This is a genomic window from Arcticibacter sp., assembly GCF_045629565.1.
Classification (GTDB): domain Bacteria; phylum Bacteroidota; class Bacteroidia; order Sphingobacteriales; family Sphingobacteriaceae; genus Arcticibacter.
In genome coordinates this window covers 21,884-35,129 of record NZ_JAZQRL010000105.1, presented here as the reverse complement: position 1 = coordinate 35,129, position 13,246 = coordinate 21,884, and the positions used below count along the sequence as shown (strand labels likewise).

The 13,246-nt window shown below is 44.4% G+C and carries 9 protein-coding genes; 2 read left to right on the top strand and 7 right to left on the bottom strand.

Translation table 11 applies throughout. From position 1 onward, the window contains the following. Positions 1-34 precede the first annotated feature (34 nt). Positions 35-439, top strand: a complete 405-nt coding sequence (locus tag ACKI5J_RS14565) for an RNA-binding S4 domain-containing protein (RefSeq protein WP_407430216.1) — start codon at positions 35-37, stop codon at positions 437-439. Positions 440-468: 29 nt separating this feature from the next. On the opposite strand, the gene ACKI5J_RS14560 is transcribed toward ACKI5J_RS14565, so the two are convergent. Both ACKI5J_RS14560 and ACKI5J_RS14555 read right to left on the bottom strand, forming a co-directional pair. Next, entirely contained in the window at positions 469-945 is a 477-nt protein-coding gene (locus ACKI5J_RS14560; RefSeq protein ID WP_407430215.1) for a nucleoside deaminase, read from the bottom strand. 82 nt (positions 946-1,027) lie between these two features. Next, the gene (locus tag ACKI5J_RS14555) at positions 1,028-1,627 is read right to left on the bottom strand and encodes an OmpH family outer membrane protein (RefSeq protein ID WP_407430214.1); all 600 of its coding nucleotides are present in this window, start codon (positions 1,625-1,627) and stop codon (positions 1,028-1,030) included. A gap of 151 nt (positions 1,628-1,778) precedes the next feature. On the opposite strand from ACKI5J_RS14555, the gene gyrB reads away from it, so the two are divergent. Next, on the top strand, positions 1,779-3,737 hold the full coding sequence (gene gyrB / locus ACKI5J_RS14550; RefSeq protein WP_407430213.1) for a DNA topoisomerase (ATP-hydrolyzing) subunit B: 1,959 nt from the start codon (positions 1,779-1,781) through the stop codon (positions 3,735-3,737). Positions 3,738-3,884: 147 nt separating this feature from the next. On the opposite strand, the gene ACKI5J_RS14545 is transcribed toward gyrB, so the two are convergent. The 5 genes from ACKI5J_RS14545 to ACKI5J_RS14525 all read right to left on the bottom strand — a co-directional run bounded on the left by ACKI5J_RS14545 (position 3,885) and on the right by ACKI5J_RS14525 (position 13,032). Then, positions 3,885-4,262: a group III truncated hemoglobin gene (locus tag ACKI5J_RS14545; RefSeq protein ID WP_407430212.1), complete on the bottom strand. Its 378-nt coding sequence runs from the start codon at positions 4,260-4,262 to the stop codon at positions 3,885-3,887. Beyond that, positions 4,255-4,656 (bottom strand): aspartyl protease family protein, encoded by a 402-nt coding sequence (locus tag ACKI5J_RS14540; RefSeq protein WP_407430211.1) that lies wholly within the window; start codon positions 4,654-4,656, stop codon positions 4,255-4,257. Before ACKI5J_RS14540 ends, ACKI5J_RS14545 begins: the two co-directional genes overlap by 8 nt. 23 nt (positions 4,657-4,679) lie before the next feature. After that, a complete protein-coding gene (gene mdh, locus ACKI5J_RS14535) occupies positions 4,680-5,606 on the bottom strand; it encodes a malate dehydrogenase (RefSeq protein WP_407430210.1) in 927 nt (308 codons plus the stop codon). A 96-nt stretch (positions 5,607-5,702) separates the two neighbouring features. Further along, positions 5,703-7,982 (bottom strand): BamA/TamA family outer membrane protein, encoded by a 2,280-nt coding sequence (locus ACKI5J_RS14530; RefSeq protein WP_407430209.1) that lies wholly within the window; start codon positions 7,980-7,982, stop codon positions 5,703-5,705. After that, positions 7,975-13,032: a translocation/assembly module TamB domain-containing protein gene (locus ACKI5J_RS14525; protein WP_407430208.1), complete on the bottom strand. Its 5,058-nt coding sequence runs from the start codon at positions 13,030-13,032 to the stop codon at positions 7,975-7,977. Before ACKI5J_RS14525 ends, ACKI5J_RS14530 begins: the two co-directional genes overlap by 8 nt. Between the last annotated feature and the right edge of the window lie 214 nt (positions 13,033-13,246).

Below are 13,246 nucleotides of genomic sequence, written 5' to 3'. Positions count from 1 at the left end.
GCCCGAATAGGAAATAGTAGATTTAAGAGTAGGCATGGTTGAAAAAGAGAGACTTCGGATAGATAAATACCTTTGGGCAATACGGATATTCAAAACGCGGACGCTGGCAACAGATGCTTGCAAGGCTGGCCGGGTAAAGTTGAACGGGCAGAACGTAAAACCCTCTTATGAGGTGAAAGTGGGTGAAGTTTATCACGTCTCAAAAGGAATTGAACGCAAGCAAATTAAGGTAACCGGTCTCCTTTACAATCGGGCAGATGCTAAAACGGTCGTTAGATTCTACGACGATATTACTCCTGAACAAGAAACCTACGGTTTCAAATCGATGTTTCATGCACCTGCACTTAAAAGAGACAGGGGTACAGGCAGACCTACAAAAAAAGACAGGCGTGAGATTGACGATCTGCTTAACGACGAGGAAGACGCTAAGCAAGGTTAATAATAACGATAGAAAGGTATCGAAAACGACTAGTATAAAGTCTTGTTTTCGGAATCTTTCCACGCTTTAAACAGCATGTTGGCTTCTTCTGCTAATATTTGATGAGTTGGCAGCTGTCGCTGAGCGACAGGTAAACCAAGTTCATTGTAGATGAACTCATCATCAAATCCTGCCGCTGCTGCATGAGTTCTGGTACCGGCATAGAAGAGTTCGGAAATTCTCGACCAATAAACAGCACCCAAGCACATCGGACACGGCTCGCAGCTTGTGTATAAGACGCAGCCCGAAAGATCAAACGTTTGCAGCTTTTCGCATGCTTTGCGAATCGCAGAAACTTCGGCATGTGCGGTGGGATCGTTTGACGATGTTACAAGGTTTTGGCTTTCAGCTATAATTACGTTGTCTTTAACAATTACAGCACCAAAGGGTCCCCCCAGGCATTCATGTATATTCCTCTCCGCCAGCGAGATGGCGTGTTCCATAAATTTTAAATGCTGCTCTTCCATATCATATACAGGTTATAGCTTAAAGCAAAAAAGGCTGCAAGTTAAATTTGCAGCCTTTTTTGCTTTAAGCAGTTTGAAACGACTACTTCTTATCCTTGGCGTATTTGTCGTTAAGACCCTTTACTACTTCGGTCGTAACATCGAGGCTTTCATCCGCAAATAGCAAAGATGGGTTGCTCTTAGAGTAAGTAAGTACCATTTTGTACCCTTTTTCCTTAGCATAAGCCTTTAAATACTCGGCTACCTTATCGTACAGTTTTTCATTCTCACCTGCTGATTCGTTAGCCAGGGCTGAACTCGCGTTCTGGTTAAATGCTTCAAGCTCTTGTTGTTTCCGGGCAAGACGTTGTTCAGTTGAGGCTCTTTCATCAGCACTCATGCCCTGAGCCTTTTGCTGATAGTCTGCTACCTCACGTTGGAAGGCTGTTCCTTTAGAACTTAAATCCTGTTGAGCCTTCTTAGATTTAGCCTCAAGTCTCGTTTTGATATCTTTGAAATAGTTATAATTGTTAACCAGTGAATCAGAGTTAACAAACACTATCGGTTCTGTAGCTTTGGCCGCAGAGGCCGTCGTAGCCGGCGCACTTGTCTTCACTTGCTCCTTATTGCCACATGAAGCAACTGCTGCAGCAATCATTAATCCCGCTGTTAGTTTAGAGAATGTTCCGAATGATATTGTCATTTTTAAGTTTAATTTCACGCAAATATAATCTTTCGGATGATGTAAACAATCCTGTAATCAGAATTCGGTTCACCTTCGGCGCTTTATTGCCTGAAAATGCTGTAGTTCCGCCTAAAATGGCTAAATTTGGTCTATTGTTTTAAGATAAAATATGAGCGAAGAAAAGGAAGACAAAACTAATTATTCAGCGGATAATATTCAGGTTTTAGAAGGCCTGGAGGCAGTACGTAAACGCCCCGCGATGTATATTGGCGATGTTGGTATAAAGGGATTGCATCACCTTGTGTATGAAGTTGTTGATAACTCTATCGATGAAGCTCTGGCGGGGTATTGTACAGATATCATGGTGACGATTCACGCTGATAATTCCATTTCTGTAGAAGACAACGGCCGAGGTATTCCAACTGGAATGATGGCCAAAGAAAAGAAGTCGGCTTTAGAAGTTGTAATGACAGTTCTCCACGCGGGAGGTAAGTTCGATAAGGATACATACAAGGTTTCCGGTGGTTTGCACGGAGTGGGGGTGTCATGCGTGAATGCGCTATCTACTTTACTTGTTGCTACTATCCGCCGCGACGGAAAAATATTCAAACAGGAATATAGCTGTGGAAAACCACTATACGACGTAAAAGTGGTAGGTGAGTCAGAGACAACCGGAACGACCATAACTTTCAGTCCGGATAACACTATATTCACAATGACGACCGAGTATAAGTTTGAAACTTTAGCGGCACGTCTTAGAGAATTAGCCTACCTGAACAAAGGCATTCGTCTATCATTGACAGATGAGCGCGAAAAGAACGATGACGGAACGTTCATTAGGGAAGATTATCATTCTGAAGGTGGCTTGAGAGAGTTCGTCAAGTACCTTGACGGAACACGTACCCCTATAATTCCTGAGCCTATTTATGTCGAAGGAATTAAACAAGGCATTCCGGTAGAACTTGCACTTCAATACAATGAAACGTATTCAGAGAATGTCCATTCTTACGTGAATAATATCAACACTATTGAGGGTGGAACGCACGTGGCGGGCTTTAGAAGAGGATTGACCCGTACTTTGAAGTCTTATGCAGAGAGATCTGGTTTACTGAAGAACGTAAAAGTAGATATCAATGGGGATGACTTCCGTGAGGGACTCACTGCGGTGATCTCTGTTAAGGTTCAGGAACCACAGTTCGAGGGTCAGACAAAGACTAAGCTTGGAAATAACGATGTAATGGGAGCCGTGGATATTGCTGTAGGAGAAATTCTCGGCAATTATCTGGAAGAGAATCCTAAAGAAGCTAAACTGATTGTTGGCAAAGTCATCCTAGCTGCGACTGCTCGTGCCGCGGCCCGCAAAGCGCGAGAGATGGTGCAGCGTAAAACTGTTATGGGTGGGTCCGGACTTCCCGGAAAGTTGGCTGACTGTTCAGACAAAGACCCTGAGAAATGTGAGCTATATCTGGTAGAGGGAGATTCCGCAGGCGGTACTGCAAAACAAGGACGAAACAGACATTATCAGGCTATTCTGCCTTTGAGAGGTAAAATTCTCAACGTGGAAAAAGCCATGGAGCATAAGATATATGAAAACGAGGAGATAAAAAATATCTTTACTGCTCTGGGTGTAAGTATCGGAACTGCAGATGATGCCAAAGCGCTCAATATGGAGAAATTAAGGTACCATAAGGTGGTCATCATGACGGATGCAGACGTAGATGGATCGCACATCACAACCTTAATCTTGACTTTCTTCTTCCGCTATATGAAGGAGTTGATTGAGTTTGGATATGTTTATGTCGCATCGCCTCCTTTATACCTGGTGAAAAAAGGTAAAGAGCAGGCTTATGCTTGGGATGACGTCGAACGGGATGCTGCAATCCAGCGTTTGAAAGGAGCAGGAAAAGAAGAGAACGTTCATGTTCAGAGATACAAAGGTCTTGGAGAGATGAACGCGGAGCAGTTATGGGATACTACAATGAATCCTGAAACCCGTACGTTAAGACGCGCAACAATTGAGAACGCTGCAGAATGTGATCATATTTTTTCCATGTTAATGGGCGATGAAGTAGCTCCCCGACGGGAATTTATTGAAAAGAATGCAAGGTACGCTAAGATTGATGTCTAAATCTTAGAGCGGAAATAAATTAAAGGCTGAATCGCAAATCGCGGTTCAGCCTTTAATTTTTATATCGATACGAATAGTTCCCACATCTTGTTTCTTCGACAAGCAATTTATCAGAGAAGTCTACAGGTCTTTGAATCACAGAATCCCTCAAAACGGTCTGGTGATCTTCAAAAGCATCAGGTCGGCTATCGAGGATGCTTTCTGTTTCGCGAGCAGGGCCATTTCACCAATGAAATGCTCGTCTACAACTTCGAAAAAGATACCTTTCCACCTGTCGAAGTGCTTTTGTTCGAGGGCATGCACTTTATTTAACTTAAAATGAACTTCCATTGGATTTCCCTTGAAACCTTTCCTTCCGAAAAGGATCGTTTCCCAGAAATCATACATCTTCGGCAAGTGATGGTCCCAGTTGACCTGAGCAACATCGGTAAAAATATAGCCGATAAGTTCATCCTCCTGAACTTTTTTGTAGAAAGAATTCACAAGTAGTTCAATATCCTCTCTGGTTCTGAGATCCTTATTCATAGCTAAACGATATCTTCTTCAATGGATAATTGATAATGGCATTATACCTAACTAGAATATCTCCACCAATGACTCCGATAACCGGAGTGACAGACAACGTTTCATATGCTGTATTGATAGTGGAGAGGTCAAGAACCGCTACCTCTATGTCGTTGATAAGAAGCTCCCCGATCCGGATCTGATCCAGTGGCAACGTGTAGCTTTCCATAGAGTTGGTTCCCAAACCGGTAGACAGCTTGTCGCTTATTAAAAGCGTAGTTTCGTCAACATGCGTCTCAATAGTTGTCTTATCCAACACGGTCCTGGACGCGCCTGTATCGATCACAGCTTTAAAGGTCTGATTAAACAAAACGACTTCCACCAGAGGGTGAAAGCCGTCGTCATTTAAATTCAAAATTTCAATATTTACGTTTATCATTAAAAACTCAAAACATCGTTCATGTTTCTTACTGCCTCCGCGCTCTTTGCAAATGCAGTCTTCTCATCCTCACTAAGATTTAGTTCTATGATCTTTTCCCAGCCATTCTTTCCAATGACTACAGGCACACCGATAGCAATATCAGACTGTCCGTATTCACCTTCCAGAGATACGCTGCAAGGAAGTAGTTTCTTTTCGTCTCTCAATATACTTTCCACTATCGCAGCGGTTCCCGCACCTGGAGCATACCAGGCGGAAGTACCAATAAGCTTCGTCAGAGTGGCTCCACCAACCATTGTTGAAGACACCACCTTATCCTGTTGCTCCTGGCTTAAGAATTGGGTCACAGGAATGCTGTTCCATGTGGCATGCTTGATCAGAGGAATCATGGTAGTGTCGCCATGTCCACCGATAACCATCGCATTCAAATCAGCAGGAGAGCAGCCAAGTTCCTGGCTAAGGTAGTACTTAAAACGTGCCGAATCCAGTGCTCCTCCCATTCCTATGATACGGTTTTTAGATAAGCCGGAAGTCTTCAGCGTTAGATATGTCATCGTATCCATTGGATTTGATACCACGATTATTACCGCATCAGGAGAGTATTGAAGGATATTTTCTGTAACGCCTTTCACGATGTCAGCGTTGGTTCCGATAAGTTCCTCACGGGTCATCCCTGGCTTACGAGGCAAGCCGGAAGTGATAACCACCACATTGGAGTCAGCAGTACTTGCATAGTCGTTCGTGCAACCCTTGATTTTGGTATCAAAACCCAGGAGGGCTGAGGTTTGCATCATATCAATTGACTTGCCTTCTGCAAATCCTTCTTTGATATCCAGCAGAATAAGCTCCTCGGCTAACTCTTTTCTGGCAATATTATCAGTACAGGTTGCTCCAACGGCACCTGCTCCAACTACTGTAACTTTCATGCTTTGCGGTTTTTAAGTGTTCTACAAAAGTTTGGCAATTTAAGTAAATCCAGTAAGCTATCGCTCACAAATCTTGCCAAACTGCGTTTTATACGACTAGAAAGGGTATCCGATTGCAAGGTTAAATACCAGATTGTCTTTTCTCCATGCCTTATTACCGAAGTCAATGCTATCGAACACCCAGCGCTCACCCTCTGGCAACCAAGGTTTGCGTAGAGGGAAGGCTAAATCCAGACGAAGAACGAGAATCGAAGCATCAATACGCACACCTGCACCGGTACCCACAGCCAGCTCTTTCATGAAATCTTTGGAGAACTTAGCTCCCGGACGTTGAGGGTCATTGTTGAGTAGCCATACATTACCCGCATCAAGGAACAGTGCGCCTCTGACAATGCTGAAGAGCTTCGGTCTGAACTCCGTGTTGAACTCAAACTTGATGTCTCCAGATTGATCAGCTGAAAGCAGATCATCTGATTCGAGGGTTGGGTCAAGATATGTTCCCGGGCCCAGGGAGCGTGCCCTGAATGCTCTTAGGCTATTAGCGCCTCCAATGAAGAACTGTTTAATGAAAGGCAGTGCTCTGGAGTTCCCATAAGCGTGCCCATAACCAAGAATCAGTCGGCTAGCCCATTGAGAATTTAACCCAATCTTATAGTAATGCCTGAAATCTACTTCCCCTTTGATATACTGTGAATAAGGCGTGTCAAATATCTTCTTCTCCTCAGGCTCCTTTGCCCCCTGGATCAACCCGAGTATATTGGCAGACATATCCAGATTTCCGTTGAAGTAAAAGGTGTTCTTTTGGTTCTGACGATGTGTGTTCGTGAAGTTGAAGTTATAGTTAGGGCCGATGATGAACTGGTCGGCTATTGCATTTCTATAGGTGGAGTTGGTTTGGGCGAGCGAATCATACTCGGCGGAGACATTGGAAGCATGCACATAAGTCAAACCAAAAATATTCAGCTGATGCTCTTTCTCAATACTTTCCTTCCAGGTATAGCCAAATGACGTGCGGAAAGAGTTTAGTTTATAGTTGTTCTGGCGCTCCAGCCGGTCAAAACCCAGAGTAATTCTTGTCCGCGGAATAAAGGCACTGGACGTGTTGAGTTTGAAAGGCGTTATAAAACGTGGAATACTCAAATTAGCTTCAGCTCCGTACCGGAAGATATTACCACCGCTGTTGTTGCCCGAATACTGAACGTCTGTTCCAATGTACGCCGAAACGGTGAGGAGTTCCGCACCGCGGAATGCATTTCTGTTCCTCCAGCTCAAAGTAAATTCAGAGCCTGTGAAGTTTGCCGAGTTGGTTCTCCCTGTTATTTCTGCCCGTATAGACTTCTTAGGCATAGGCGTCAGATAGTAATAAGCATCTAATGCTGCATCCGCAGTATCTGAGTCCTGAAACTGGTTCTTAACGAACTTGAAAGTCCCCAGACTGGTTAGCCTGCTCAGAGACAGGTTGTGGTCCGTACGATTGTAAATATCACCTTTGTTGAAGAACATCGTGCGCTCAAACACCTGAGGCTTGAACATTTTTGTACGGTCGATAACATAAAAATCGTTGTACAGTACAGCTTCAGGAGTACGGCCCCTCATGGTGTCTCTTAACTTGAAGTTCGGATAGATGTAAATGTTGTTTATCGTGTATGCATCCCGGGCCTTATCCGACGTTTTGTCCTTTACATTCATATAGAGATCCACCTTGTGGCGCTCGGATGTACTGTCCACCTCAACTATCAGGTTTTCCGGACTAAAGTAATAAAAGCCTTCTTCCTTAAGGCGTCCGTCAATCCGTTCACGTTCAGCCTTAATAACATCCAGGTCATAGTTATCGCCTACTTTCAGGAAACTGTTATCTGCAGTCGCGTTTACAGCCTTTCCCAGGATAGAACTGTCGGTTGTAAAGTTGACACTTCTGATCAGGTACCGGGGGCCAGCAACCGCATTATAGGTCAGCGACGCCTTTTTGCGACGTATAGTCGTGTCAGACGTTGCTGTAGCCAGGAAGAACCCTTTGTTCTGTAACCTGTTCGATACGAGATCCCGGTTGTAGTCCACCTTGACGCTGCTGAACAGTACGGGCGGTTCTCCCCATTTCTTAATCCACTTAAGAGGTCCCCCTTTTGCATTCTTGGATATGTTGTAAATCCATAATTTGGGTCTTAAACCTAGAATAGAAGAGTTTGGCTTTGGACGTAACAGACTGGTAAGGTCAGGCTCAAGTACCTTCTTTTCTTTCTTCTTGATGTCGTCATCCTTGATCTTGACCTTCCCCCCTGTATACAGGTAGTCGCCTTCCGGAACATGCTTTGTAACATTACATGCGGCAAGTGCCACACAACTTATCAGAAAATAGTATATATGCTGTTTAGTCATTCTCTTTAGTTGTTTCTTTAGCGGATTTCTGAGCGCGCTTACGCCTGCGCTCTTCTCTTTTCTCTTCTCTGGTCTTGGCGCCAAAAATCTGTTTGAACTTGTTGTAATCCATCGTGATTACAAAACCAACTCCGGTTTCAATCACCTGACCCTGGAGTGCAACTTGATATTGGTTTTTCTGATATGCCCGAAGCAGGTACCGCCCGTTCTTGCTCAGTTGATATTCCGCCTGGATGTCGCCGGCTATGTTGCTAGTTTTCCGGTTTTGTTGGCGTGGACCTTCGAGCTCGAAGTTACTACCTACAGTCACCTTCAGCCTGTCGTTTAGCAAACGTTTAGACAAGCCAACGTTAAGATCAGTTCGGTTAGCCATTTGTCCGGTTGTGTAGTCCTCACTGGATTGAAGATCAAATTCAAGTTCAACCCCCGCTATCATATCACCTGCCAGGTTATTCAGCTGGTCTGATAGCATACGGCTTACACTCTGGCGCGCGGCAGATTCGATACCACCACCGCCGGCACTACTTGCAAACGGATTCTCAGAAACAAACCTGTTCAGCAACAATACAGCGAAAACCTGCTTGTTTAATTCCGATGGTTCATTTCGAAGTTGAGTCAGCCGTGCATTTACCTGATCAATCACATCTGATGAAACATTGTAGTTCTCTTCGGGCAAAATAATGTCGAAAGATATTAGTGGCTTCATTAATTCACCCTTCAACATTAAGTTGACATTGAAAGGAAGCTTTTGCTTATACATATTGAGCACTGTCTGAGGCTCTCCTCCCAATTGTTGCTCAATAAGATCTATAGGGGCAGTCTCCGCAACGTATACCGCTGTAACATCAGCATCTGCCATTAAAGGCTCACCATTCCAGGTAAGCGTACTTCCTTTTTTAATCTCAAACCGTCTTTTCAGGAAGCTTAGACTCAAATCATAAGATCCCTCCTCAACGGTTAAGTTACCAGTCAGATTCACCTTACCACTAGGATCAATGCCACCGTTCAGTTGTGCGGCTCCCTTCATTCTCAGCATATCACCATTAGCCGGATCTACAAGGACATTCAGTTGAGCCTCTTTATCTAGTTCAATATTGATCGAAACATCCATACCGGTAATGGCAGAGGTGTTGAGCGTATCAGCAGGATCCTTAAATACCTTTGCCAACTCAGGATTGTCTTTATCCACGAACTCTACAATACCTTCCCGATCCTCAATTCCAGGATCAGTTGCCGGCAGAACCAAGGTGAAATCCGTTTCTGGATTTATCTTCAGTGAGCCATCCACCGCCGGTGCGTTCATCGTCCCCTTAATACCCAATCTTGAATCTATGAACAGCTTCCCATAGAACAAATCATTATCCAAAGCCGTGGAGTTAATCACCTTGAAGTTGTCGGCATTCAGTCGGAGGTCAAAGCCAAAGTCGGTATAGGTGGTAGTTTTAATCGCTCCTGCCAGCTCCATCTTATTGTTGGCCGAATCAATCAGTGCGAAGTTTTTGAAGCTGATGCCTGCAGAATTAAATTCGATCTTCGCATCGTCTTCAATCCGGAAATCTGAATTAAGCATGGCTACGTTAAAGCCAACATCGTTGAAGTTGATGTCCCCCCTTATCGCAGGAGCGGAAGTAGTTCCCGTAATATCAAGCTTTCCTTTCAGGAAACCCCGCGCTTCTTTCACACTTCCCATCGTAAATCCCTCAATGCTCTTCATATTGAGATTAGCGATGTCGAGGTCCAGGTCAAAGCTGCTATTGTTGGTATAATAATAGCCATTCAGATCCACCTGATTGCCTTTGCCTGTAATGGCTACGTTTGCCGCGAAAGAATTGGCCTGCTCATTATTTACCTTCAATGCAATATTACCTACTGTGTCTCCCCGGAAGCTGAAATCACTGATATTGATATCAGAGGTGAAGACCGGACTGGTATCAAAATTTCGTACAGTAGCATTTCCATTTATTGTACCACCTGCTAGCAGTGAATCCTGTTTCGCAATATTGGTAAGGGTTTCAATCTGAAAGTTCTTAAAATCCACCAAAAGAGGGTTATTTAAACCCGAAGGACTGGTATTGATACTCAGCTGTTGATTGTTATTGGATAAAACAAAGTTTGTTGCCTGTATTCCTTTGCCTCCAAACTGTATATTATTATCATCACTAACCGACCAGGGTCTCTTGTTAAGGACCAAGCCGTCAGGATTTAAGCTGAACTGAAATGCGTCCTGCAAAGCTTCCAGCGCACCGGCTATCCGGTAGTCAGTATCTCCCTTCTGATCCTCCGTTTTGATTTCTGTAGTTATAATGTTATTACTCACATCACCACCTACGCTTGCGTTCAACAGTTGGAATGATCCGGTATTAATTTTATCCATGGTAACCAGATAATTAATAGCGGTATCTGCTGTATTCACCTTCATCTGGAAATTATTCAAATCATTGGTTCCATACAGTATACGCGGGATAGATCCATTAACATTCAGTTCCCGTGCTTCGCTATCAAAATTACCTTGCAATACAACAGTAGCCAGTTCCCTTAGATCTGGAGCAAACTGCTGAATAAGGGGGCCATTGGAGATTTTTGCGTTAAATGTCAGGCGCTGGGGGTCATACTTTGCCGGCTTTGCTGCTGGTTCTGTAGCGTAGTATCTGCTAATGAGGTCTTGTAAAGCCGTCCCCAGCTGAGTGAGCTTATACTTGCCTCGGATATCTGCGGACATGATCTCAGATCGAAGACGCAAAGAGTTGCTGTCTGCACTGGCAGTAGAGACAATGCTCAGCGTGTCCATTTGGATACGCTCACCGCTACGGGCAAGCAACGCTTCAGTCAAAAGGATGCTTCCATTAAGATAGTCTGGATCTGCAGTCGGAAGATCTGCTGCAAGTTTACCATGGAAGCGCATATCGTCTTTCATCAGGCCAAGCCTTTGCAGGTTGGCGCTATCCAGATCAAGTTCCAGCTTTAAGGCCGGATATGTCTTAGACATATTTGCGGCTGCAGATAGATTGAACCGAAGATTCGGGTCGTCCATACCTGCCTTAGCCTGGATGTTACCACGACTCGCACTTCCGTTTATATCCAGGTTACGGTAGGTATACCCATTAAACTCCGCCTTGATCAGCTTGGCAACTGCCTTTGCACGCATCGTTTTGGGGTCAATACCATTACCCACCACATTTGCTGCAAGGGTGATGCGGCCCAGGCTGTCGTTGCTGATCATGCGTCCAACATCAAAATTGAAGATGCGGACATTGGCCTTGTAAGACTCATTGCCCTTAACTGCGGCGTTATACGTCGCAATGGCCTTGGCACTGCCGAAACTGGAGGCTAAGTCAAGATCCGTGCTAAAATTGCTGATTCCCCCTTTGAATTTTCCTGTAAGCTTAATGTTTTCCGGTATTCTGATGTTAGCCGGGATGGTGCCCCGGGGAACAAGCGCAAGAATGTCCGCCCGCCGGGTAGTGAAGTTGTCAATATCGATATCCAGCCAGGCTTTATCCATATTTGGCAGACCTCTTGTTTTGGCTGAAGCTTTAATATTTGTGCCCCCCAGCCCCGAGATCTCCAGATTCTGGATCTCCAGGTTCTTGACCTTACCTTTCACCTTTCCATTGATATTCAATACCGCATTTTGATAACCCTTGAGAGGTACCGTGTTGGCGAGGTCAGGAGCGAGAAGAAGAATGTCTTTAAATCCGATACGTGTTTTTTCCAGGTTAGCGTCGATACCTAACTCGCCCAGATTGGTAGAAATGCTAGCGATAGAGGGATAAGTAACACGTATATTATTGCTGATGGTAGTCGACGGAGTCTGAACCATCAGATCCTTCAGATACGCCTCCTTGCTGCCATAGAAGAACTCCGTCTCGAACTTTCGCAGATTAAACCCGCTTTTGTCGCTAAATGAACCAGAGTTTACTCTGCCTGAGATCGTATCTATGGAATAAGCCAGATCAGCTACGTTCAGGTTCAGGTCCTTGATGTCGAGATGAGCAAAGTCCATACCCCGTCTTTGCACCGGCATGTTGAAGTTGTCAAAGCGGATATTATTATTTGCCAGAACCAGGTCTCCTGCACTGAACCTCCAGTTGTTAGCCGTTGCTTCAGCTGCTTTCTCTGTTTCTTCCGCCACAACCTTAGCTTCCTTGCTTTTCCCAAGCTGGAAGAGGATATTTGAGTTACTCAGGTCAATCTTATCCAATATGATGCTTTGGTTCCTGAGGTCAATCTTGTCTGATTCAACTTCCAGCGCACCCAGGTTAACGTCAGCCTTCATAGCCGAAATATCATTCTGATAATAGACCTTAATTTGTGAAAGGTCGAGTGTCCCAAGCTCCAGGTCCAGATTCATCGGCTCAGCGGCTTCGGCTTCATGTACAGCCCCAGGCTTGCTTTCCACTGCGGGCTTGCTTTGTACCATCCGGGCATTTACCGATGAAAGCTTGATCTTTGGAATGCTGAACTTCATTTTATCCAGGTCAAATTCCTTGACTCGTGTATCAAAGTGGCCAATGGAAAAGCGGATGTCGTTCGCAGACGGAGCATCCTGATAACTAATATTGATCCTGTCCAGGTTGATTTTGTCCAGCGAGAACTTCATGGTTGAGGTCGTATCGACGGGTTCAGGCTCTTTTTTCTGCTCGCTGACGAAAGCCTTAATGATATAGTCAAAGTTAAAAAGGCTATCCGGGCCACGCTGGATGTTAGCAGTGATGCCCCGAAGATCAATTTCATTGATCTCCAGTTTATTGTCCAATAGTTTAAGCAGGCTGATGTCTACCTTTAACGTATCTCCAGCCAGCAGGGTGTCCTTCTTCTGGTCTTCAAAATAGATATCTTCCAGAACAATAAGCTTGGGTAAATTAAGACTTATTTTATTGATTTCAACCTTTGTTCCGATCTTGCCTTCGAGGTAACTGACCGCCTTGTTTTTAGCAAAGTTCTGAACTGCAGGTACCCTGATGAGTACAAACAACAGTAAGATCAGAAAGATTAATATCCCAAGTATCCAAAGAAAGATTTTTAAAGTCAGGGTACCGATTCTTCTCAAGTGTTCAAAATTTAGTTCAGTATTATAATTTTAAAACCTGCTAAATGTTTGATTTTTTAAAAAGATTAATGACGGGACTACTTTGCAGATCATTATATAGGTCTGAAGTGACCGAATGGTGTTACAAGTAGCAGGTTTTTATACTTGTCGCTTCCGTTCTGAACTTCCCCGGCACTGATTCCGGGCAACTGGTACCGAACAACCGATCCTGCTC